This is a genomic window from Synechococcus sp. OH30 (assembly GCF_047462175.1).
Taxonomy (GTDB): Bacteria; Cyanobacteriota; Cyanobacteriia; order Thermostichales; family Thermostichaceae; genus Thermostichus.
The window spans coordinates 226,502-248,189 of record NZ_JANSIP010000002.1; the positions used below are offsets into that span (position 1 = coordinate 226,502).

General features: G+C 60.6%; 20 protein-coding genes. 16 read left to right on the plus strand and 4 right to left on the minus strand.

Translation table 11 applies throughout. The features are described 5' to 3' along the window. Positions 1-38: 38 nt before the first annotated feature. The 8 genes from NW830_RS03960 (at position 39) to NW830_RS03995 (ending at position 7,130) form a co-directional block, all read left to right on the plus strand. Complete coding sequence (locus NW830_RS03960; protein ID WP_414360949.1) at positions 39-788, plus strand: photosystem reaction center subunit H; 750 nt, start codon at positions 39-41, stop codon at positions 786-788. Positions 789-919: 131 nt separating this feature from the next. Next, positions 920-1,327, plus strand: a complete 408-nt coding sequence (gene rplU / locus NW830_RS03965; protein WP_414360946.1) for a 50S ribosomal protein L21 — start codon at positions 920-922, stop codon at positions 1,325-1,327. Positions 1,328-1,360: 33 nt separating this feature from the next. After that, complete coding sequence (gene rpmA / locus NW830_RS03970; RefSeq protein ID WP_414360943.1) at positions 1,361-1,630, plus strand: 50S ribosomal protein L27; 270 nt, start codon at positions 1,361-1,363, stop codon at positions 1,628-1,630. 111 nt (positions 1,631-1,741) lie between these two features. Then, positions 1,742-3,232 (plus strand): cellulose synthase, encoded by a 1,491-nt coding sequence (locus NW830_RS03975; RefSeq protein WP_414360940.1) that lies wholly within the window; start codon positions 1,742-1,744, stop codon positions 3,230-3,232. Positions 3,233-3,587: 355 nt separating this feature from the next. After that, the gene (locus NW830_RS03980; protein ID WP_414404565.1) at positions 3,588-5,342 is read left to right on the plus strand and encodes an MBL fold metallo-hydrolase; all 1,755 of its coding nucleotides are present in this window, start codon (positions 3,588-3,590) and stop codon (positions 5,340-5,342) included. A 59-nt stretch (positions 5,343-5,401) separates the two neighbouring features. Beyond that, positions 5,402-6,157, plus strand: a complete 756-nt coding sequence (locus NW830_RS03985) for an ABC transporter ATP-binding protein (RefSeq protein ID WP_414360935.1) — start codon at positions 5,402-5,404, stop codon at positions 6,155-6,157. Positions 6,158-6,252: 95 nt separating this feature from the next. Further along, positions 6,253-6,804: a TIGR04376 family protein gene (locus NW830_RS03990; RefSeq protein WP_414360932.1), complete on the plus strand. Its 552-nt coding sequence runs from the start codon at positions 6,253-6,255 to the stop codon at positions 6,802-6,804. A gap of 20 nt (positions 6,805-6,824) precedes the next feature. Further along, complete coding sequence (locus NW830_RS03995; protein WP_414360930.1) at positions 6,825-7,130, plus strand: PipX family protein; 306 nt, start codon at positions 6,825-6,827, stop codon at positions 7,128-7,130. Here NW830_RS03995 and pheS read toward each other — a convergent pair. Then, complete coding sequence (pheS, locus tag NW830_RS04000) at positions 7,127-8,128, minus strand: phenylalanine--tRNA ligase subunit alpha (protein ID WP_414360929.1); 1,002 nt, start codon at positions 8,126-8,128, stop codon at positions 7,127-7,129. The genes NW830_RS03995 and pheS overlap by 4 nt on opposite strands. Positions 8,129-8,257: 129 nt before the next feature. Then, entirely contained in the window at positions 8,258-8,869 is a 612-nt protein-coding gene (locus NW830_RS04005; protein WP_414360927.1) for a chromophore lyase CpcT/CpeT, read from the minus strand. 684 nt (positions 8,870-9,553) lie between these two features. On the opposite strand from NW830_RS04005, the gene NW830_RS04010 reads away from it, so the two are divergent. The 6 genes from NW830_RS04010 to murJ all read left to right on the plus strand — a co-directional run bounded on the left by NW830_RS04010 (position 9,554) and on the right by murJ (position 14,945). Beyond that, positions 9,554-10,072 (plus strand): phycocyanin subunit beta, encoded by a 519-nt coding sequence (locus NW830_RS04010; RefSeq protein ID WP_414360924.1) that lies wholly within the window; start codon positions 9,554-9,556, stop codon positions 10,070-10,072. Between the two features lie 116 nt (positions 10,073-10,188). Then, on the plus strand, positions 10,189-10,671 hold the full coding sequence (locus NW830_RS04015; protein ID WP_414360923.1) for a phycocyanin subunit alpha: 483 nt from the start codon (positions 10,189-10,191) through the stop codon (positions 10,669-10,671). A gap of 232 nt (positions 10,672-10,903) precedes the next feature. Next, positions 10,904-11,761, plus strand: coding sequence for a phycobilisome rod-core linker polypeptide (locus tag NW830_RS04020; RefSeq protein ID WP_414360921.1), 858 nt, complete (start codon positions 10,904-10,906; stop codon positions 11,759-11,761). A gap of 32 nt (positions 11,762-11,793) precedes the next feature. Beyond that, entirely contained in the window at positions 11,794-12,621 is an 828-nt protein-coding gene (locus NW830_RS04025; RefSeq protein WP_414360919.1) for a HEAT repeat domain-containing protein, read from the plus strand. A gap of 249 nt (positions 12,622-12,870) precedes the next feature. Next, positions 12,871-13,140 (plus strand): hypothetical protein, encoded by a 270-nt coding sequence (locus NW830_RS04030; protein WP_414360917.1) that lies wholly within the window; start codon positions 12,871-12,873, stop codon positions 13,138-13,140. Positions 13,141-13,373: 233 nt separating this feature from the next. Then, entirely contained in the window at positions 13,374-14,945 is a 1,572-nt protein-coding gene (gene murJ, locus NW830_RS04035; RefSeq protein WP_414360914.1) for a murein biosynthesis integral membrane protein MurJ, read from the plus strand. Positions 14,946-14,955: 10 nt separating this feature from the next. Here murJ and sigC read toward each other — a convergent pair whose 3' ends face one another. Further along, positions 14,956-16,059 (minus strand): RNA polymerase sigma factor SigC, encoded by a 1,104-nt coding sequence (gene sigC, locus NW830_RS04040; protein WP_414360911.1) that lies wholly within the window; start codon positions 16,057-16,059, stop codon positions 14,956-14,958. Positions 16,060-16,592: 533 nt separating this feature from the next. On the opposite strand from sigC, the gene NW830_RS04045 reads away from it, so the two are divergent. After that, positions 16,593-17,093, plus strand: a complete 501-nt coding sequence (locus NW830_RS04045) for a cofactor assembly of complex C subunit B (RefSeq protein ID WP_414360908.1) — start codon at positions 16,593-16,595, stop codon at positions 17,091-17,093. A gap of 8 nt (positions 17,094-17,101) precedes the next feature. On the opposite strand, the gene mutS is transcribed toward NW830_RS04045, so the two are convergent. Continuing rightward, positions 17,102-19,780 (minus strand): DNA mismatch repair protein MutS, encoded by a 2,679-nt coding sequence (mutS, locus tag NW830_RS04050; RefSeq protein ID WP_414360905.1) that lies wholly within the window; start codon positions 19,778-19,780, stop codon positions 17,102-17,104. Positions 19,781-20,101: 321 nt separating this feature from the next. Between mutS and NW830_RS04055 the strand changes: the two genes are divergently transcribed. Beyond that, the gene (locus NW830_RS04055) at positions 20,102-21,640 is read left to right on the plus strand and encodes a ferredoxin--nitrite reductase (protein WP_414360902.1); all 1,539 of its coding nucleotides are present in this window, start codon (positions 20,102-20,104) and stop codon (positions 21,638-21,640) included. Positions 21,641-21,688: the final 48 nt, after the last annotated feature.

Genomic DNA, 21,688 nt, shown 5'->3' on the forward strand with positions numbered 1-21,688 from the left:
TACTCAACTGAACCCCTTCACCTTTAGGAGAAACCCTCATGGATCAGATCGTCCGACGCAGCCAAGTGGTGGGCCTGCTGGCCCTGGATGGCAGCACCGCCACGGCCTTGGGCACTGTCGAAGAAATCTGGGTCGATTCTCAAGGACGGGTCTGCTACTTCAGCAGCCAGCAAGGCTACACCCCCCTAGAGCAGATCTCGCTTATCGGGCCGGATGCGCTGCTAACCTACTCCAGCCTTTTCACTACCCCGGCAATGCCGCTTAGCTCCCTCTACCGGCGCACAGTGCGCATTGGGGATCAGCCGGTGGGCTGGATTGAGGATTTTCTCTTCGACTGGGAGACTGGATCTATTGCTGCCTATATTCTGGGGGGCAGCATTGCTGAGCCCTGGGGAGGGCGCGCCGTCCTCTTACCTGAGGACGTAGAGGCCATCGACGTGGATGCGGTGGTGGTCAAGGAAGATGCTCCCCAGCGCCTCAAATCGGAGACTGAGGGCCTAAAGAACTTTTGGAGCGAAAAGTCTCGCCAAGTCAAGCAGCTCATCCAGCGCATGGGGGATCGCCTCAAGGCTTTGATTGGACCCCAGGACCCGCCGGAGGTGGTGCGCGTCAAGGTCAAGCAGGTGCGGGACGAGCTGGCCAAAGGGGGCAAGTTCGACCTCTCCCTGCTGGATGAGGCGGCAGAGTTTTTGCAGCAAAAATGGACAACCTGGCAGCAGCGCCTCAAACGGGCCGCCCAGCGCATGCAAGCTGCTCTCCAGGCCGCCTGGGAGAAGCTGACTGAATAAGGGACGGAGGAACACTCCTCCTGGGCCCTTGCTGACAGGAGGCAGTTCTTTGCGCTAGCATTAGAAACCGCTGTTAATGCTCGGATCAGGTTTCAAGACCCGCGAGGGCACCTGTACGGCAAGGGAAAGGCATGACCTACGCGATTGTGGAAACCAGTGGCAAGCAGCTTTGGGTAGAGCCGGGGCGCTTTTACGACATCGATCGCCTGCCCGGCACAGAGGAAAACAGCCCTTTGGCCCTCTCCCAGGTCTTATTGATTAACCACGAGGGACAAGTAACCCTGGGGCGTCCCTATGTTCCCGAGGCGGTGGTGAGGGCGCGGGTTTTGCAGCACCGCCGCGGCAACAAAATCATTGTCTACAAGATGAGGCCGAAGAAGGGAACCCGCAAGAAAAGAGGCCACCGTCAGCTTCTGACCCGTGTCCTGATTGAGTCCATTGAACTCAACGGGACGACTCTAGCCACTGCCCCAGCAGCTTCCCAGACCACTCCAGAGCCAGTTCCTGAAGCAACGGGGAGCCCTGTGGCCCAGAAGTAGACTGTTTTTAGCGACCACTGCCTAGGAGGTGTTATGGCTCACAAAAAAGGAACCGGCAGCACTCGCAACGGTCGTGACTCCAATTCCAAGCGCCTAGGGGTGAAGTGCTTTGGCGGCGAGCTGGTGCATCCCGGCTACATCCTGGTAAGACAACGGGGCACCAAGTTCCACCCAGGGGTGAACGTGCGCATTGGTAGGGATGACACGCTGTTTGCAGTAGCCACAGGCATTGTTACCTTTGAGCGCTACGGCAAACGGCGGCAGAAGGTGAGCGTTTACCCGCTTGAAAAGGCTGCCCAGTAGGCAAGGGTTTTTCCAGGCAAGTGCCCATCAACGGATCCCATCCCCCAGTCTGCCCCTGGGCAAAGGGAGGGCTCCCGGCTTGGCCCAGTGCCCACTTTGTGGAGAGCGCTTGTGAGATTAAGGGCTGTGCGGGTATACCTGTTTCGTTGGGTGGGGTTGCTGCACCTCATTGCGGGGGTGGCTTACCTCTACTGGCGCATCACCGACGGGCTGACAGGTTTGGGATCCCTTCTGTTTTGGGGGGCGGAGCTGTACGTTTGGCTGGCGGCAGTGGGCTTTATCCTCAGCCGCTATCCCCAGGAGGCGCAAGAAGAAGTGCCGGCGCCAGAGGTGCTGCAGCGGGCATTTTTTCAACTGCCGCGGGTGGATGTGCTGGTGATACGCCAGCGGGATTCTGTGGAAGCAACCCGTCAGACGGTACTCTCGGCCCTGCGCCTCGACTACCCTTGGGAGCGGCTGTTTGTCCACATTGTGGATCGGGTGGAAGATGGGGAAATGGCCAAGGTGGCGCGGGCCATTCCCTGCGAGTACTGGCCTTGCCCCACCCCCACGACCGATCCCCTAGCCTACCTGCTGGGCTCTGGCCAGCTGCAGGGAGAGTACCTGCTGCTGTTGCAGCCGGGCCATTTTGTCGAGCCGGGTTTTTTGTGGCAGACGTTGCCCCTGTTTTATGACTCACCGGAGCGGGCTCCCATCGCCCATGCCACCGGCTTTGTGCAGGCGATGCTGCGCACCCTGGGTCGGCCCCAGGCCGTTCACCCCCTACAGCAGCTTTTGGCGGTGGGATCCCAAGGCTACCAGGCGGCGCCGCTGCTGGGATCCGGCTGTCTCATTCGGCGGGCGGCTTTGGAGGCGATCCCGCAAATTGACATTCGCCGCCCTGTGCAGTTGGGGTGTCAGCTGCACTGCCGTGGTTGGCAGTCTCATCTAGTGCGCCAGGCCCAGGTCACCGGCGTTTTGTTGCCCTTGCGCAACCGCCGCGTCGCTCTGCTAGCAATTTTTTCGGCCTTGCGAGAAAACCCCTTTTGGGGCAAGCCAACTACGCAGCAGCAGCGCTTTCAGTACCTCTGGCTAACCCTCTGGGCTGCTGGCGGGGTGGCGGAGCTGGCCTATCTAGCAGTGCCCATCCTCTTTCTCTGCACGGGCTGGATGCCGGTACCAGCCTTTGACAGGGCCTTTTTTGCCTGGTTTTTGCCCTATGCCCTGTTGGGGCGGCTTACCTGGCTGTTGGCTTTTCCTCCCTCTCTGTGGGGGGCCGCCTGGCAGTCAGAGCGACAGACAGGTAGCCAGTTTTTCCAGTCCATTCAGGCGCTGGTGCAGGCGTTGCGAGGGGTGCCCCCTTATCCTGAACAGCCCTCCCAGCTTTCCCTCGGCCCGCAGGCGCTGGCTATTGTGTTGACATTGCTAGCTATAGGGGTGGGATCCCTGCGCTTTGCCGGCAACTGGGATCCGACGTGGTCGGAGCTGATCTTTGGTTTGGCCTGGGCTTTCTACAACCTGCTGATCCTGTCAGTGCGCCCCCACGATCACGATTTTGCCGGCTTTACCCCGGACAGCAGCGCGGCAGGAGAAGAGACCTCAAAGGCGCTCCCCAGCCCCTAAGCCTGCCGCCGGGGTGATGCCAGTCTAGGGGCCAAAGGCTATGCTGGAGACTGCCCCAGAGTCCCCGGGATCCCCGCCTGAGCCCCTTTGGCTTTGATAGAGTTTGCAAGCTGGAGCGGGCTTTTTAGCTAGCGGGGGCCCCGCCCTGTAGCAGTAAGCTCAGTGTCGGGATACAGCCACCCTCGCAAGGATGTGTTACAACGATCGTGGCTATACAAAACGGCGGTACCGGAATTGGGCACTTCCCGTATCTGCCAGATTCCCCTGAAGCGTTTGCAGAGCGTGGCGTAAGCCATGAAGCCCCTCCTCCGTGCGCGGGGCGCGGGGAGGATCTCACGGTAAAGACAACCCACCTGTGGAGTCAAAAAGACCCCCCCTTCGACTGTTCCCTCTGGGCACGGATCCTCGGCAGCAAGGCTGTGCCTACTGGCTGGAGATAGGATCCTACCGTTTGCTTCTTGATTGTGGCTTGCCTGCTTCCGCCCTCCTGAAGGCCCTGCCAGGGATCCCGGATGCTGTTATCTGCAGCCACGCCCACTTTGACCATGTGCAGGGGCTACCGGGCTTCTATCGTCGCTATCCGCAGGTGCCCATCTACGCCACCCCGGTAACGGCTCATTTGGCCAGCGGTCTATGGGAGCGAGGTATCTGGCCAGCCTACGACCGGGAGATTCGCTTTCCTCCTTTTCGGGCGCTGCCCTTCGGCCAGGCGCGGGAGATCTTGCCCCACTTGATGCTCACCTTCTTTGCTGCGGGGCACCTGCCGGGGGCAGCGGCAACCCTGCTGCAAAATACCCAGACCACTCCAGCTCAAACCTGCCTGTACACTGGCGACTGTTCCCTGGCCTCAACCCGCTTTGCCCCTGGCCTAGATCTAGGTGCCTTGCGCCATTGGCAGCCGGATGTGCTGCTCATCGAAGCCTCCTTGGGAGCCACCCACCACCCGCCCCGTCGTCAGCTGGAAAATCGGCTGGTGGAGCGGTTGTTCAGCGCCTTGGCAGCAGGACAGACGGTGCTGTTCCCGCTGCCAGTGCTAGGACTAGGCCAGGAGTTGATTTTTCTCCTCAAAGCCCACCACCGCTTTACCCAAGCTGCCCAAGAACTGACAGTGTGGGTGGCGCCAGGGCTGGCGGCAGGCTGCAACCTTTACGAACGCTTGCTCCCCTACCTCCCAGGGCCAGTGCGCAATTTCGCCACCTATCAGGCTTTGTTTTGGGAAGACCGCCTGCAGCCGCGGGTGCAGCCTCTGACGGAGGCGGATCCCCTGCCCCAGGGTCTGTTGCTGTGCGATGCCGACGCCGGGCCTGAAGCCTGGGATCCCATCTGGTCGGAATTGTTAGCCCAGCCGCAGCGCTCCTGCCTCCTGGTGCAGCTGCCGGAAGTGAAGCTAGCCACTCCCCTTGACCAGTGGCCACTACCCCTGCGCTCTCGTCTAGAAGTGGAGTGGCTAACCTGGCACAGCCACAACGACGTTGGGCATCTCACCCAGATCATTCACACTTTTCGCCCCCAACATCTGGTCCTGGTGCACGCCAACCCCCAGCAGGCCCAGGACTTAGCAGATCTGCCGGAGCTGTGCAACCGCTACCATGTCCACTGCCCCCAGCCTGGCCATTGGCTAGAGCTGGCCGACAGCCGCCTACAAACCCTGGTCAAGCCGTCCCCGTTCCCTAGCAATCCCGCCTTGCGCTACGAGGGGGAAGTGGAAGAGATCTGGCAGGAACATGGCTCGCCCCGCACCTTGGCCGGGGTGCAGGTGCGCCTACCACCCCAGATTACCGAGGATCCCCGCTGGGCCGCCTGGGCGGAGACTGGCTTGGTGGAGGCCCACTGGCAGGGATCTGAACTGGTGTTGCGCGGCCTTTCGCCGCGGGAGCTAATTCGCCCGGCCAAGACCACCACCCCCGCAACTGGGGTGCCTCGCCCCCACCAGGCTCCCCTACCAGGAAGCATGAAGTGCCACAGCTGCCGCTTTGCCCGCCAGATCTTGACCGCCCACACCCAGATCCTGCGCTGCGACCAAGAGCGCTCCCCCCTCTACCGCCTCCAGGTGGATCCCCAGGGGAGCTGTCCTTACCATCAGCCCCTAGAAATCCGCTCTTCCGGTTAGTCGGCCCCCGAAGCTCCAGCAGCCCAAAGGCTAGAATGGGGCCAGTTGCGGTACCCACCATGCTTGAGCCCCAACCCTGGGCAGCTCGCCGTCAAGGTCCAGGTGGATCCCTGGAGCGAGCAGCCAATGCCTTGATCCCACCCCGCCCGCCCGTGGTGCAAATGGTGGGGATTAACAAGGTCTACCCGCTGCCGGAAGGCAGCTTTCAGGCCCTCTACGACATTAACCTAACAATCTGGCCGGGAGAGTATTGCGCCATCATGGGGCCCTCTGGCTCCGGCAAGTCCACCCTCATGAACCTCATGGGCTGTTTGGATCGGCCCAGCTCAGGGCGGTACTGGCTAGATGGTATAGAAGTCTCTACCCTCACGGATCAGGAGCTGGCCCGGATTCGCAACCAAAAGATTGGCTTTGTCTTTCAGCAGTTCCATCTCCTGCCCGTTCTAACAGCCCTGGAAAACGTCATGCTACCCTTGGCCTACGCCGGGGTTCCGGAGCCAGAACAGCGCCGGCGGGCCAAGCAAGCCCTAGAACAAGTAGGCTTAGGGAGCAAACTCCACCAGCGCCCGGCCCAGCTCTCCGGCGGCCAGCAGCAGCGGGTGGCCATTGCCCGCGCCATCGTCAATCGACCCCAACTGTTGTTGGCTGACGAGCCCACAGGAGCCCTGGACAGCCAGACTGGTCAGGAAGTGCTCAACCTTTTTGCCGAGCTTCATCACCAGGGCATCACCCTGGTGGTGGTTACCCACGACCTGGCGGTTGCCCAAGCTGCCCAGCGCCTCATCCGCATGGGGGACGGGCGTTTGCTACCCTAGCCAGGGATCTGGCTGCAGCAATTGGGCTCTGCAGGACTAGCTAGAGAACCCGCCAGCTTGCGCTAGTCTAAACACAATCCCCTGAGCGCGAACTTATGAGACTGATTGAGGATATTATTCGCTTTTTAGAAACCCGCCTTGAGGAATTCCTTAGGGCTCATCCGGAGATCGAGCTGCAGCTCCTTGCCGAGGAATTGCAGCAGCAGGAAGCTGAGACGCAACAGCTGCTGCAAGAAAGCCGCATTCAGGAGCAAGCTCTGCGCCAAAGCATCCTCCAGTTGGCAGAGGAAATCAAGACCTGGCACTTTCGTATCGAGAAAGCTGAGAGAGCCAATCGCCCAGATCTAGCCGAGGGGGCCCGCCGACGCGAAGCCCAGCTCCTCGAGAAAGGCAGCCAGCTGTGGAACCAAATGAAGGCGCTGACGCAGAGAATTCAACAACTGGAAGCTCTGCTGCCGCAAATTGCCCAGCGTCGGCAGGAGGTGCAAGCCAAGCTGCTGGAGGTCAAGGCTGCCCAAGCCCTGAAGGACAGCAAGTGGGCTGGAAACTGCAACCCCTGGCTATTTGCTGAGGACAAATTGGAGGAAGCATTTCGGCATCTTGAAGTAGATGAAGAGTTGAAATCCATTAAAAACGCAAAGCCATAACCGAGGGTACGCTACCGGGTATGAGTGAACTCTATCTCAACCACCCGACCTTTGGTCTGCTCTACGCCTTGTGTCAGATTAATGAAGGTGAAGCCATCTTCACCACCCTTTATGCTCAAAGGCTATTTTTCCGCGTTTACTTCAAAACTCCCGATCCCAATGCTGATCCGTCTGCTGTGGAAGAATTGGTTTTTGACCCAATTAGCCGCAACGAAGCTCGCCAAATTCTCGAAGAACAAATGCGCTTGCTGCGCCGCGCCAACTGCAAGGACAAGTTGGAGCATCTGCAGCTGATTTATAAACGCACTTTCTCCCAGCCTCTCTAAAATTGCGACAAAAAGCGCAGGTCGCTGCTGTAGAACAGCCGGATATCCGGAATACCGTGCAGGAGCATGGCCACCCGCTCGACGCCAATCCCGGCCGCAAAGCCGGTATAGCGCTCCGGGTCGTAGCCAACCGCCTGGAATACATTGGGATCCACCATGCCACAGCCAAAAATCTCCAGCCACCTGGAGCCAAAGCGCACGTCCATTTCAGCAGAGGGTTCTGTGAAGGGAAAGTAGCTAGGCCGGAAGCGGGTTTCTCGCTGGCCCAATAAGCGGCGGACGAACTCTTTGAGCGTGCCCTTGAGGTCCGTGAAAGTGAGGTTCTCCCCTACGGCCAAAATCTCCACTTGGTGAAACACGGCAGAGTGGGTGGCATCGACACTGTCGCGGCGCATCACCCGCCCGGCATGGACAATGCGAAAAGGCGGCTGGTGTTGCTCCATGTAGCGCACCTGCACCGAAGAAGTTTGGGTGCGCAGGAGGTAGCCCTTTTCAAGGTAGAGGGTATCCTGCATGTCCCGGGCCGGGTGATCGGCAGGGGTGTTGAGGGCTTCAAAGTTGTAGTACTCCGTCTCGATCTCCGGCCCATGGACTACCGTGTAGCCCATCCCCACAAGGATATCGAGTATGCGGTCGATGGTGGCCTGCAGGGGGTGAATCCGGCCCAGGGGCCGGCGCGGCCCTGGCATAGTCACATCCAAACGCTCTGCCTCTAGGCGGGCTTGGAGCTGGGCTTCGGCCAGGGCCCGTTTGCGCTCCTCCAGGCTGGATTGCAGGGCTTCTTTGAAGCTGTTGGCCAAGGCTCCAATAGCTGGCCTTGCTGCTGGCGGCAGCTTTCCCATTCCCCCCAGGATCTTCGAGAGCTTCCCCTTTTTGCCCAGATACTCGATGCGAATCTGCTCCAGCGCGCCCAGATCGGGGGCCTGCGCCACTTGGGTCAGGGCCTCTTCCTGGAGAGTCAGCAGCTGTTGGCGAAGGATGTCCTGTTCGTCTTGCATGGAGCCAGTTAATACACTCGTGCTAGCCCAGCCAAGCAGCAGGAGGGATCCCTGCCGCTGCAGGCCAGATTTGCCTTTCCCACCGTATCATCTTTTGCCCGCCGCGCCGACAAGGGGTTCTCTGCCCAGCTACTGCAGTAGCTCCCTCTGCCAGTCGACGACCTTGCGAAAGCGAAAAGGGCCCGCCAAAGCTCCCCAAACCTGGCGGTGGGTAACTGGATCCAGGCCTCGGTCGTGGCTGCAGAACTCGCTTTCGCTTAGCTGCAAGGTGGTCTGCAAATAGGTAGTTTGGCCATTGCGCACCACCCAACAGCGACACCCCGGCTCCGTGCTGCCGACAAAAAGGGATCCCTCTCTTCTCACGTGCACATCACACCCTGGCAGGTAGGCCAGATCGGCAGCGCTCAGTTGGCTAAGTTGCTCTGCTCTCTCTCGAGCGCACCCCCGCCACCGCTGCGGCTGCAGAGGACGGTAGTTGCGCATCACGATCTCAGCCCCCACCTGGATCAACTCCACCACCGCCTGACGATAGGGATCCTCCAGATGGCCGCTGTAGGCCTGCTCCACATAGAAGCTGATCCCGGCCAGCACAGCGGCTGGCAAGGGGCGATAGGCCACCCGGATGGAGGCAAAAAAGGGGGGGTTCTCCCAAGCTTGCTCTTGGTTGCTGAAGTCTCCCGCCAGCCACCGCGCCATTTGCAGCAGCTCAGGGGAGAAGGTGGGTTGCGACTGGATCACCATAACCTCAAAGCTAGGGTGGGAGCCAATACCAACACTTCAGGCAGGGAGGAAAGCCTGCTTAGATTTTCCCTCGGCTTTGCTCCTCCTAGGAGACGGGCATAAATGTTAAATTATGTGTACTTTATGAGAAGGTTTACTCGGATACTGAAGCGGGCTGCCCTCCCGACTGCAGGCCATAAGTAGGGTTGCTACTGTTCTTTATGTTGCGAACTTGTGTAAAGTAACATTGTTTTTTGTAAAAGCAAGAGTTGGAAGAGGTGGACAAAAAGGCCCAGGCTAACTAGAACTCCAGGATCTAGAGCTGTTTGCATTCAGTGAAGCTTCTTTACATTTTTTGATTCAATGATTCCCCGCCCTCGCGGTAGAAGTAAGAACTGAAGCAAGGTAAGCTGGCTTTTCCTCACTTACCCAGTGCAGGTAGTCAGGGGTAGAAGAATCCTTGCTTCACCCGGATCCCACAAAGCCTGCTCGCAAGCGGCTTCATTTTTGGAGTTAGCTGAGCAGAGGAAGATGGGAAGGGGCTTCCTGGTCTTATAAACCTTATCCTGTCAAGGGTCCTATTGGGGCAAGGGCTTGCGCTAATAGGGCTCTTTGGCAGAGAAGCTGCAAAAAGCTACTGGGTTCCCCTCGCGTGGGAAGCGTCAATTCATAACCTCTTTTGCTTTCACTAGGAGATGGAAAACCATGAACGACGTATTTAGCAAAGTTGTTGCCCAAGCCGACGCTAAGGGCGCTTTTCTGGGAGAAAACGAGTTTGCAGCGCTGCAGCAGGTGATTGCTGAGGGAAACAAGCGTTTGGACGCAGTGAACCGCCTCACCAGCAACGCCTCTAAAATCGTGACCGATGCTGTCCGCGAATTGTTTGCCGAGGAGCCTCACTTGAATGCTCCGGGGGGCCCCGCCTACCCAAGCCGCAACGTGGCTGCCTGTTTGCGGGATATGGACATCATCCTCCGCTACATTACCTACGCCGTGGCGGCCGGGGATCCAAGCGTGCTGGATGAGCGCTGCCTGAATGGCTTGCGGGAAACCTACCAAGCTCTTGGCACTCCCGGCAGCTCTGTGGCCAAGGGCATCCAGAAAATGAAAAAAGCGGCAGTGGCAGTGGTAAACGATCCCAATGGCATCACCCGCGGTGACTGCAGTGCTTTGATTGCTGAAATCGAGTCCTACTTCGATCGCGCTGCCGCTGCAGTGGTCTAGTAGACGAGAGTCTTGCTTGACTTTTTTCTGCAGGGATTTTGCAGGCTAGGCTTTGAATCTTTTGGGTTATTGGCTGCACTAATTTTTTGAGGCGAGGTAAAGGAGTGTTTTGAACCATGCAAACCCCAATTGTTGATGCCATTGCCACTGCCGATAGCCAAGGACGCTATCTCAGCAACAGCGAATTGCAGGCTATCAGCGGCCGCTTTCAGCGGGCAGCCGCCAGCATGGAGGCAGCTCGGGTCCTGAGCAGCCGTGCTGAGGAGCTGGTGCGTGGCGCTACGGAGGCCGTCTATGCCAAGTTCCCCTACACCACTCAGCCGGGGGGACAATGCCACACCCAAGCGGGTAAAGACAAGTGCGCCCGCGATGTGCGCCACTACCTGCGCTATATCACCTACTGCTTGGTTGCCGGTGGCACTGGCCCCCTGGACGAGTGTATGTTGGCCGGGATCCGCGAGATCAACACTGCTTTTGAGCTCTCCCCCAGTTGGTTTATCGAAGCGCTACGCTACATCAAAGCCAACCATGGCCTGACGGGGCAAGCGGCCACCGAAGCCAACACCTACATCGACTACGCCATCAACGCGCTCAGCTAAGCTCTGCAGCTTGGGATCCCTCGACAAGGCAGCCAGTCTAGCGCCTGCGGGGGATAGCGAGGGCAACGGTGGCGGGACCCCCTAGCCTGCAGGGGCCTCTCTCGCGAGGGGGAAAGCGCTGCTGTTGCTCTCGCTTCAACCCCATAGGCTGCTGAGGGGGGTTAAGAGGCGGGCCAAGGCAGCCCTTTTAAGCTTTTTTTCAGTCCAGCCAGTTTCATCATGAGGAATTAGCATGAGTGGAATCACAGCGGCAAGCCGAATGGGGATCCGGGGCCTCACAGAGACGACTCCCTTGGAATTGCGCCCCAATGCCAGCCAGGATCAGCTCAATGCGATCCTGCGGGCCATCTATCGCCAGGTGCTGGGCAACGATCACCTGTTTGGGGCAGACAGGAAGGAGCTGGCCAGTGCGGAGTCATTGCTACGCCAAGGCAGCCTGACGGTGCGGGAGTTTGTGCGCTTAATTGCCAAGTCCGAAGCCTATAAGAGGCGGTTTCTGTACCCTAACTCCCAGACCCGCGCCATCGAGCTCAACTTCAAGCACCTGCTGGGGCGGGCTCCCACCAGCCCCAAGGATATTGCCCGACACCTGGACATTTACCACACGGGGGGCCACAGCGCGGAGATTGATTCCTATATCGATAGCCCAGAATACCTGGAAGCGTTTGGCGACAACATTGTCCCCTATCCGCGCGGGTTTGAATACCGCAAGGCCCATACCACCCGCGACTTCACCAACCTCTTTGCCCTCTACGGGGGCTACGCCAACAACGACCGCTCCCAGGGGCGCAGGCCGCGCCTGATGGTGCCCCTTGCCACTGGCTTTACCCCGGCCATCCGCCGCATCGGGGTGCGGGGGCTGCTGCCGCCCAGCCCCATTACCAAACACTTGGGGCCGCCAACGGGCCAGTCCGACCGCATGTTCTGCATTGAGGTGACGCGGCTGCTTAACCCGCCCTCGGCCCTGGCCACCTCCAGCCGAGTGCGCAAATCCAACCAGCAGATCTTTGTCTCTGCCGATCAACTCTCGGCAACGATGCAGCGGCTCCTCAAGGCGGGCGCCAAGATCGTCAGCGTCCATAGCGCTTGAGGCGTCTGGAGGGGCTCTGGCCTGTTGATGCTATGACCACGGCTGTTCCTCCGGATCCCCCTTTAGCCACCGATCTCACCCCAGCTGGCCAGATCGCCAAGCTGCGCCACGGGGATCCGGGGGAGCGCTACTATGCGGCCTGGTGGCTGGGGCGCATGCGGGTTGTGGAGGGGATCCCGGCCCTCATCGAGGCTTTGGCTGACGAGACCGATCGCACCTTGCAGGGAGGATATCCCCTGCGGCGCAATGCCGCCCGTGCTCTTGGCAAAATAGCCTCCCCTGCGGGGATCCCGGCTCTGAAAGAGGCTTTACGCTGCTCCGATGGCCAAGTGGTGGCGGCAGCCGCCCAGGCCTTGGTGGAGATTGCCCTGGCCAATAATCTTGACCGGGATCCCAGGCAAGCCGAAGAGCTGGGATCCGCTTTGCTCGAGGGGCTGCGCTGGGTAGAGCAAGGTTTGCAGACAGAAGCGCCTGCTGCCTTGGAGGCTTTGATTGAGGCTCTTGGACAGCTGCAGGTGGCTGCTGCCCTGGGGCAGATCCGCCCCTATCTGGAGCACCCCTCGATGCGCCTACAGTGGGCGGCAGCGCGGGCCTGTTACTGCCTGACGGGGGATCCCACTTTTGTCCAGCCGCTACTGGCGGCTTTGGGCCACCCCAACATCCATCTGCGGCGGGCTGCCCTTCTGGATTTGGGGGCTAGCGGCTACTTGCCGGCAGCCCAAGCCATGGCAGCGGCAGCGGTCGAGGCCAACATCAAGCTGCTGGCCCTCAAGCAGTTGGTGGAGATGAACCTTAGACGCGGGAAAGAGGCTGGCCCTGACCTACACCAGGTGCTACGGCTAATTGACGAGCTCCTTTAGGGCAGGGAGAGGTAGAGCTAGGAAGACGACCTCGACCTAAAGTTGACACCTAAGGCCTCATGTTAAAGCTGATACAGAATGAAGTTGGGTTTTACCCTCTGAGCTGCGTCTAGGAAGCTGGAGCGGTTGTCTAAGAGGCCGGCGCAGGGGCGTCCGTTCATGTGGGGGAGTCTTCCTATGCAGCTGATCTAGCGGGGCATTGCCCACCCCTTTGTCGCTTCTGTCCCCGCAACCTGTCAGCGGCGGGAGGTGCCAGCGCGGTACCGGGGCTTGGCGTGGAGCTGGTCAGCTCAATCGGTGGCTGTGGCACTGCCGCAGTCTTTTGTCTTGATCTATCGAGGCCTTGTCCTCAATCCGGAGGTGAAGGCAGCAAGCGGGGTTATCTCCCTGCGCAAGAACTTGGTAACTCTAGTCAAAGAAACCCATCGGCAGCATCTGCTGAGCCGGCTGCAGGAGCGCCTCCGCTCCGCCCAGGTCCGCGGAGATCAACTGGAGCAGGAGCGACGACTGCTGGCCTAAGCTCCATCTTGGCCCTTCCTCTCGAGGTTCGGAGAATTCGGGATAATGGTGCTGCCCTATGCCGAAGCGAGAGGATAGCAGCTGTGAGCTGGTGGGTGAATCCTGCGAAGGAACAATCGAGGCATCCCGACAGTTGCTTATTGCCAAAGCGGCGGTGGGGAGCTAGGGGCAGGAAGGAGTCTGCGATCCCAGGGGGCTCTGCTGCGTCTTCTCCACCCCGTTCCTTGCTCTCGGTGGCGGGGCTGGTGGCAGGGGCCACGCTGCTTAGCAAGGGCATGGGGTTTGTCCGGCAGGCCTTAATTGCTGCAGTCTACGGCTCAGGGCCGGAGTACAGCGCTTTTGGCATAGCCTACGTCCTGCCCGGTTTTTTGTTAATCCTGCTGGGGGGGATCAACGGACCTTTCCACAGCGCTATCGTCAGCGTGCTCAAAAAGCAGCAGCCGGGAAGAGAGGATCCAGCCCGCTGGCTGGAGTCCATCTCTACCCTGGTGGGCTGCTTGCTTTTGGCGGTAACCTTGGGCCTCTGGTGGGGAGCCGACTGGGTGGTGCGCCTGAGTGCCCCAGGGGCCAGCCCTGAAGTGCATGCCCTCGCTGCCCAGCAACTGCGGATCATGGCGCCGCTGGCCCTGCTCTCGGGCTGGATTGGCATTGGCTTTGGGGCACTCAATGCAGCCGAGCACTACCTCTTGCCCGCCCTCAGCCCTTTGATCTCCAGCCTGGCCGTCATCGGGATCCTGGTCACGTTGGGGTGGACAGGGATCCCCACTCTACTGGCCTGGGGTGTGCTCCTCGGCGCCATTGCCCAGTGGCTGGCGCAGGTGCCTTTGCAGATGCGGCTGGGGCTGGGGCGGCTGCGGCTGCGCTTTGAGTGGGGATCCCCGCCGGTGCGGGCAGTGGGTCTACTGCTGCTGCCGGCGGTGATCTCCTCCGGCATGATCCACATTAATGTCTACGTGGATCTCTTTTTTGCCTCCTTCGTGCCTGGGGATCGCACCATTGGCAACTTGGGCTACGCTCAGCTTTTGGTGCAAACTCCCCTGGGGATCCTCTCCAACATGGTGCTGGTGCCCCTGATGCCCCTCTACGCCCAGTTGGCAGGGGATGGATCCCGCTGGCCGGAGCTGCGCCAGCGCATCCGCCAAGGGCTGATGGTTACGGCCATCCTCACCCTGCCCCTTGCGATGCTGTTGGTGGCCCTGGCTGAACCCATCGTCCAGATCGCCTACCAGCGGGGTCGCTTCACGGCAGAGGTGACCCAAGAGGTGGCGGCCCTGCTGAGGGCCTATGGTCTGGGGATAAGTTTTTACTTGCTGCGGGATGTGCTGGTGCGCATCTTTTACGCCCTGGAGGACGGAGCTACGCCCCTGCGTATTAGTGGCTTGTCCATTGGCCTCAATGCCCTGCTGGACTTCCTGCTTTTGCCAGCCTTTGGGGCGCCAGGCATTGCTCTGGCTACGGTAGGTGTTAACTTCATGGCGCTGATTGGGCTAGGGATCCGCCTCCACCAGCGCCTGCCGGGGATCCCTTGGGGGGAGATGGGGCAGGCCCTGCTGCCGTTGCTGGGGATCACCACCTTGGCCGGGGGCCTCAGTTCCTGGCTGTGGACACAACTGCGCTCCCAGGAGCTCCTGGGATCCCCGCTGCTTACTGCCGTCCTAGGGGCTAGTCTAGCCGCCAGCCTAGGCCTCAGCTTGTTTGCCGCAGGGGCCCTGTATCTACGGATCCCGGAAGTGGAGTGGCTAGCAGCCCAGCTTCAGACCCGCCTGCCCAAGATTGCCAGTCGGCGATCCCTACCCAGACCCTAAGTCGGCCCGGCTAGCTAATGGCCTCCAGGTAGTCCCGCACTCGGTTGCGTCGCTTCGGCTGCCGCAGCTTCTGCAAGGCTTTGGCCTCGATTTGCCGTACCCGCTCCCGTGACAGATCCAGGGCGCGGCCAATTTCTGCCAGCGAGTAGGTGCGGCCATCCCCCAAGCCAAAGCGCATGCGAATAACATCCCGCTCGCGGCTGGTGAGATCCTCCAGTAGCTGCTGCAGATCCCGCTGTAGGGCCTCGCGCATCATCATCTCCTCTGGGGAGATGTCGTCGGTCTCCAGCAGGTCTCCCAGCTCGGTGTCCTTGTCTTTGCCTACCTTGGTTTCTAGAGAAACTGAGCGCGGCACCCGTACCAGCAGCTCCCTGACCTGGGGCACCGTCATCTCCAGCTCGGAAGCAATGTCCTCAATGGTGGGGGTGCGGCCTTTTTCTTGGGAAAGCTTGCGCTGGGCTTTTTTGATCTTGTTTAGCTTCTCGGTAATGTGGACAGGCAAGCGGATGGTACGGCTTTGGGTGGCAATAGCCCGGGTAATACCCTGCCGGATCCACCAGTAGGCGTAGGTGCTGAAGCGATAACCCTTTTTGGGATCAAACTTCTCCACTGCTCGCTCCAGGCCCAGCGTGCCTTCCTGGATCAAATCCAGCAGCTCCAGGCCGCGGTTTTGGTATTTTTTCGCCACCGACACCACCAGGCGCAGGTTGGCCTTGATCATCTGCTCTTTAGCCCGCTTGCCAAGGCGCTGGATCTGCTGCAGCTTTTCAGGTGTAAGGTTGGCCCACTCAGGGAACTGGTTGGCCCTGGCCACCCATTCCTCTAGAGTAGGCTCCCGCCCCAGCTCTTTCTGCAAGCGCAGGCGTACCTCCAAGAGCTTCATGTAATCTTGGACTTTTTGGGCCAACGCCACCTCTTCGTCGCGTCCCAGCAGGGGAACACGACCAATCTCTTGGAGGTAAAGGCGCACCAGGTCCGTAGAGGGGCGAGCTGGCGCCTCCTCTACGTACTCGCTTTCGGCAAACTCCTCCTCCTCCTGCTCCTCGGTTAGATCGAGGAGATCGAGGGGGGTTTCAAACAAAGTGTCGTTGGCTTCAGGTTCGTAGCTAGACATGTAGGTGCTGTTGGATGAAATAGCTACAGAGACAGTCACGCAGAGGGAGTATTAGAGAAGGCTAACTTGAGGGTTCTTCACTGACAGTGGCTCACGCTATCGTCAGCGTTCCCCTCTTGCTCAGTCCAACTTTCTAGGGAAAGGTAGCTGCCCAGGGATCCGCCCCTTGGTAAAGCCTAAGTTCCTTATCATAACCTCAACAATTATTATAGTTGCCTCTCCCGGCCTAGATGCATGAGATCTGGCGCAGAGTCCTCTCCCCTTGAGCCGTCGTCGCTATTGCTAGGAAGCGCATTGCTCCTGCTGGCGGGGAGAGCTCCCAGGGGTAACCAACCCTCTTGCAAGGTCTAAACTATCCAAGTAGCCCGTCAATTGCCATGAGTCGTTTCTCTGCCGGTTTCCTCCTCTTCTCCAGGGTGGAGGGGCCACCAGCTCAGATCAAGCCCCTTGACAAGCTAAGGACAGGTCTTGTTCCCATGAATTGGGCCGCTGCACCTTCCTTCCTCTCCTGGAAAGGAGAGTCCATTTCCACGTTGACGCTGACGCTGATCCTCGGGATTGGCCTATTCTTCTTCCTACGAGCCTCAGGTAGAGCTCGCATTGAAACCCGCTTCTATTCTAGCAGCCGCAACCTGGAGGAAATGGGATCCCTCCTTCGCAAGCACCTGGAGGGGCGCGCCTATCGCTTGCAATCTGCCGACCCGGAGGGGATCGCCACCTTTGTGGGTCAGGCGCGGCCTAGCGTGGGACTGGCCGTTTTTTTGACGGGGCTGGCGGGAGCGGGGCTGGCCTGTCTGGCTTTGGTGCTGCAGGTGCTGGAGCCGGGTTGGGGAGTTTGGCCCTGGACACTGCTGTTGGTCTCCCCTTGGGCAGGCTGGTACTACTGGCGGCGCAATCACCGCCCGCAGCAGCTCCGCCTAAGGTTGCAAGAGGCCGATCCGCCCCCCGGATCCCTCCTGTGGGTAGAGGGGCAGCGGGAGGAGCTGGAGGTGCTGGCCACTACCTTGGGGCTGCAAGAACGGGATCCAGGTTGAGAGTAGCCCTAGAGCTCTTTGGGGAAAAAGGACAGTTGATCCCCAGCTGTGGCATCGCAGTCGGGGATCCCGCTGGAATGGGATGCTTGCTTGGGCTGTTTTTTGGGGTTGTTTGAAGAAGGGCGGCTTTTCCCTTGGTTGCGCAGGCCCAGGCCAATGCGGCTGTGTTTTTCCACCAGAGCCAGCACCTGTTTGGCCCGCTCGATGACCGGCTGGGGCAGGCCGGCCATGCGCCCTACCTCGATGCCATAGGAGCGGTCGGCTCCCCCCGGCTGCACCTGGTGCAAAAAGATGATGCGATCCGGCAGCTCTTTGACCACCACCTGGAAGTTGGCCACGTTGGGCAGCAGCGTCTCCAGTTGGTTGAGCTCGTGGTAGTGGGTGGCAAAGATGGTGCGGGCGCGCACGTGGGTGGCCAGGTATTCGGCCACGGCCCAGGCGATGGAGAGGCCGTCGAAGGTGGCGGTGCCGCGGCCAATCTCGTCCAAGAGCACCAGGGATCGCTCGCCGGCGTGGTTGAGGATGTTGGCCGTCTCGTTCATCTCCACCATGAAGGTGGACTGTCCTGTGGCCAGATCATCCACGGCGCCAATGCGGGTAAACACGCGGTCGCACAGGCCCAACTCCGCCCGCCGCGCCGGGACAAAGCTGCCCATCTGGGCCAGGATCTGGATTAGCCCAATCTGGCGCAAGTAGGTGGACTTGCCGGACATGTTGGGGCCAGTGAGGACAATGAGATCGGGGCCGTGGGGGGATCCCAGCCGCACCGAGTTGGGGACAAACAAGCCCTGGGGCAAAGATTTCTCCACCACTGGGTGGCGCCCCTCCTCGATGATTAAACGGCGATCTGCAGTAATCACCGGGCGGGTGTAGCCCTGCTGCACGGCCACCTCGGCTAGGCCAAACAGAGCGTCGACAGCGGCCAGGGTCTGGGCCACCTGGCGGATGGCGGCAGCCTGGGATCCCGCCTCCTGGCGCAACTGCACAAACAGCTCGTATTCCCGCTGGTTGATCTCGGTCTGGGCAGTGAGGATGCGGGCTTCTTTTTCTTTAAGCTCAGGGGTGATGAAGCGCTCTTCGTTGGTGAGCGTCTGCTTGCGGATGTACTCCTTGGGCACCTGCTGCGCCTTGGCGCGGCTGATGCTGAGGTAGTAGCCAAAGGCCTTGTTGAAGCCGACTTTGAGGGTGGGGATGCCGGTGCGCTCGCGCTCGGTTTTCTCCAACTGGGCAATCCACTGGCGGTCTTGCTCCACCTGCTGCCGCAGCCTGTCCAGCTCCGGATCTACGCCAGGCCGGATCAGCCCCCCTTCGGTGAGCACAGGGGGCGGGGAGGGCAAGAGGGTGTGCTCGATGCGCCGGCCCAGGTCAACCAGAGCGGGATCCACCTGCTGTAGGCTCTGCAGAAGGGGAGTTTGGGCTTCGGCCACCAGCTCGGCCAGTTGGGGCAGTTTGCCCAGGGAGGAGCCCAGGGCCACCAGCTCGCGCGGGTTGGCGGTGCCGGAGGCGACGCGGTTGGCCAAGCGCTCCAGGTCGTACAGAGAGTCTAGAAGGGATCCCAGGCGGGTGCGCAGGGAGGGGTTTTCCAACAGCTCCTGGATGGTGTCCTGGCGAAGGCGGATTTGCTCTGGATCCCGCAAAGGCTGCAGCAGCCAGCGGCGCAGGGTGCGCCCGCCCATGGCGGTGCGGCTGTGATCCAAGACCCAGAGCAGGGATCCGACAAAGGCCCCCTCGCGGATAGTCTGGGTCAGCTCCAGGTTGCGGCGGGTTTGGGCATCCAATATTAGGTAGTCGGTGAGCTGGTAGGTGCGGGGCGGGCGCAGGAGCGGATGGCCTCCCTGGGGAGAAGGCTGCACCAGGTTCTTTTGCGTTTCTTCCAGATAGTGGAGCAATCCCCCCGCCGCCCGAATGGCCAGGGGCAGCCCCTCGCAGCCCAAGCCCTCCAGGGAGCGCAGGCCATAGGTCTGCAGTAGGTTGTCCCGCGCCACCGCCAGCTCAAAGGGCTCCGCCGGGCGCAGGGTATAGGTGTACTGGCCGGGTAGGCCCAGGGGAGCGTGGGAATCTCCAGGCCGCATCAAGCCCAGGCCCAGCCCTTCCTCGGTGGGCAGCAGGATCTCCGCCGGCTGCAGCCGGGCCAGCTCCTGTTCTAGCTGCTCTTGCCCCTCACTCTGGCAGACCCAGAACTCGCCGGTGGAAATGTCGGCGTAGGCCAGGCCCCAGGCGGTTTGCTTGGAGCCTCGCAGGCGGACAATGGCCGCCAGGTAGTTATTTTGCCGCGCCTGCAGCAGCTCCTCTTCGATGACCGTGCCGGGGGTGATGACCCGCGTCACTTCCCGCCGCACCAAGCCTTTGGCTTGATCCGCCGGCTCCATCTGGTCGCAGACGGCTAGGGCATAGCCTTTGGCCACCAACTGGGCGGCATAGCGGTCAAAGGCGTGGTAAGGGATCCCGCACATGGGCACCCGCCCGATGGCCCCTGCCTCTCGCCCGGTGAGCACCAGCTCCAGCTCCCGCGACACCAGTTGCGCGTCCTGGAAAAACATCTCGTAGAAATCCCCCAGGCGGTAGAGCAGGATGGCGTGCGGGTATTGCCGCTTCAGCTCTACGTAGTGCTGCATCATGGGGGTGAGCAGGGCGGGATCCACCTGCAGGGCATCCCAAGTGGGCTCAGGGGCAGCGGAAGAAGTCATAGCACCAATGCTTCAGGACGGCTCTTCCAACCCAAGCTAGTCGGCTTCGGCCATTTATGATCTTCCCCCTCTCCCTGGGCAGGGCGGTGAGGGCAAACTGCCTGTGGCCAAGGACAGTAGGAGGTTTGCGATGGGGGCCAAGCACCGTCATCGGGAGTTGACCCGGAGACACCCTGGGGGCAAGCCAGGCGGATCCGCTATGCGCTCCTCGCAAGTGAGTTATGACAAAACGGCATAACTTGTTACGAAGTGTAACGGCAAATACCAAAGTTAACGGTTGGCCATCGCTAAGGTAGCCGGTGTTCCCCTACGGCAGCGACGATGGCGAACCAATTTGAGCGCCTCAAAAGCGAAAAGGACGGGCTGGCGGTCAAAGCCGAGCTGGAAGCGTTTGCCCGCATGGGCTGGGAGAACATCCCTGAAGACGACCGGGATCACCGCCTCAAGTGGCTGGGGATCTTCTTTCGCAAGCGCACGCCCGGCCAGTTTATGCTGCGGCTGCGCCTGCCCAATGGGATCCTGACCAGCGGCCAGATGCGGATGTTGGCGGCGATCATCCATCCCTATGGAAAAGATGGCGTAGCCGACATCACCACCCGGCAGAACCTGCAACTGCGCGGCATCCCCATCGAGGAGATGCCCCAGATCTTGGGCTACTTGAAGGAGGTGGGCCTGACCAGCATCCAGTCGGGAATGGACAATGTGCGCAACATTACGGGATCCCCCCTCGCGGGCATTGACCCAGATGAGCTGATTGACGTGCGCGGCCTCACCCGCAAGGTGCAGGACATGGTAACCAACAACGGCGAGGGCAACCCTTCCTTCACCAATCTGCCGCGTAAGTTTAACATCGCCATCTGCGGTTGTCGCGACAACTCCGTTCATGCGGAGATCAACGACCTGGCATTTGTACCGGCCTTCAAAGCGGGCAAGCTGGGCTTCAACGTCTTGGTGGGGGGCTTTTTTTCGGCCCGCCGCTGTGCCGAGGCCATCGGGCTGGATGTCTGGGTGGATCCCCGCGATGTGGTTCCTCTGTGCGAGGCGGTGCTGCTGGTCTACCGGGATCACGGCCTGCGGGCCAACCGGCAGAAGGCGCGGCTGAGGTGGCTCATTGACGAGTGGGGCCTGGAGAAGTTTCGGGCGGCTGTGGAGCGGCAGATTGGCCATCCGCTCTCCAGGGCGGCGGAAAAAGATGAGGTGGTCTGGCAGAAGCGGGATCTCCTGGGGGTGCATGCCCAGAAGCAGCTGGGCTTGAACTTCGTTGGCCTGCACGTGCCGGTGGGACGGCTGAATGCCCTGGAGATGATGGAGCTGGCCCGCCTAGCGGAGGTATACGGCTCCGGGGAGCTGCGGCTGACGGTGGAGCAGAACGTGCTCATCCCCAATGTGCCCGATTCGCGGGTGGCGCCGCTGCTTAAAGAGCCGCTCTTGAAAAAGTTCTCCCCCAACCCGGGGCCCTTGCAGCGGGGGCTGGTGTCCTGCACGGGCAATCAGTTCTGCAACTTTGCCCTCATCGAGACCAAAAACCGCGCCGTGGCTCTAATGGAAGAGCTGGAAGCCGAGCTGGAGATCCCGCAGACGGTGCGCATCCACTGGACGGGCTGCCCCAACTCCTGCGGCCAGCCCCAGGTGGCCGATATCGGCCTCATGGGCACCACCGCCCGCAAGGACGGCAAGCCGGTGGAAGCGGTGGACATCTACATGGGGGGAGAAGTAGGCAAAGACGCCAAGCTGGGCGAATGTGTGCGTCGAGGGATCCCTTGCGAAGACCTCAAGCCCGTCTTGGTGGAGCTGCTGATTGAGCACTTCGGGGCCAGGCCGCGCCAGCGTCCATCGGCTTCCCCCGTGATGGCTTGCTAAGTAGGGGCCAAGTCTGGGGAAGGTTTCCTCTCTGCGTCGTGCAAAATC

Coding starts and splice junctions, on each gene's coding strand:
- NW830_RS03995 (WP_414360930.1), top strand. CDS start 6,825: ATGAGTGAACTCTATCTCAACCACCCGACCTTTGGTCTGCTCTACGCC.
- pheS (WP_414360929.1), bottom strand. CDS start 8,128: ATGCAAGACGAACAGGACATCCTTCGCCAACAGCTGCTGACTCTCCAG.
- NW830_RS04015 (WP_414360923.1), top strand. CDS start 10,189: ATGCAAACCCCAATTGTTGATGCCATTGCCACTGCCGATAGCCAAGGA.
- NW830_RS03960 (WP_414360949.1), top strand. CDS start 39: ATGGATCAGATCGTCCGACGCAGCCAAGTGGTGGGCCTGCTGGCCCTG.
- rplU (WP_414360946.1), top strand. CDS start 920: ATGACCTACGCGATTGTGGAAACCAGTGGCAAGCAGCTTTGGGTAGAG.
- NW830_RS04025 (WP_414360919.1), top strand. CDS start 11,794: ATGACCACGGCTGTTCCTCCGGATCCCCCTTTAGCCACCGATCTCACC.
- sigC (WP_414360911.1), bottom strand. CDS start 16,059: ATGTCTAGCTACGAACCTGAAGCCAACGACACTTTGTTTGAAACCCCC.
- NW830_RS03990 (WP_414360932.1), top strand. CDS start 6,253: ATGAGACTGATTGAGGATATTATTCGCTTTTTAGAAACCCGCCTTGAG.
- mutS (WP_414360905.1), bottom strand. CDS start 19,780: ATGACTTCTTCCGCTGCCCCTGAGCCCACTTGGGATGCCCTGCAGGTG.
- NW830_RS04010 (WP_414360924.1), top strand. CDS start 9,554: ATGAACGACGTATTTAGCAAAGTTGTTGCCCAAGCCGACGCTAAGGGC.
- rpmA (WP_414360943.1), top strand. CDS start 1,361: ATGGCTCACAAAAAAGGAACCGGCAGCACTCGCAACGGTCGTGACTCC.
- NW830_RS04005 (WP_414360927.1), bottom strand. CDS start 8,869: ATGGTGATCCAGTCGCAACCCACCTTCTCCCCTGAGCTGCTGCAAATG.
- NW830_RS03985 (WP_414360935.1), top strand. CDS start 5,402: ATGCTTGAGCCCCAACCCTGGGCAGCTCGCCGTCAAGGTCCAGGTGGA.
- NW830_RS04055 (WP_414360902.1), top strand. CDS start 20,102: ATGGCGAACCAATTTGAGCGCCTCAAAAGCGAAAAGGACGGGCTGGCG.
- NW830_RS04020 (WP_414360921.1), top strand. CDS start 10,904: ATGAGTGGAATCACAGCGGCAAGCCGAATGGGGATCCGGGGCCTCACA.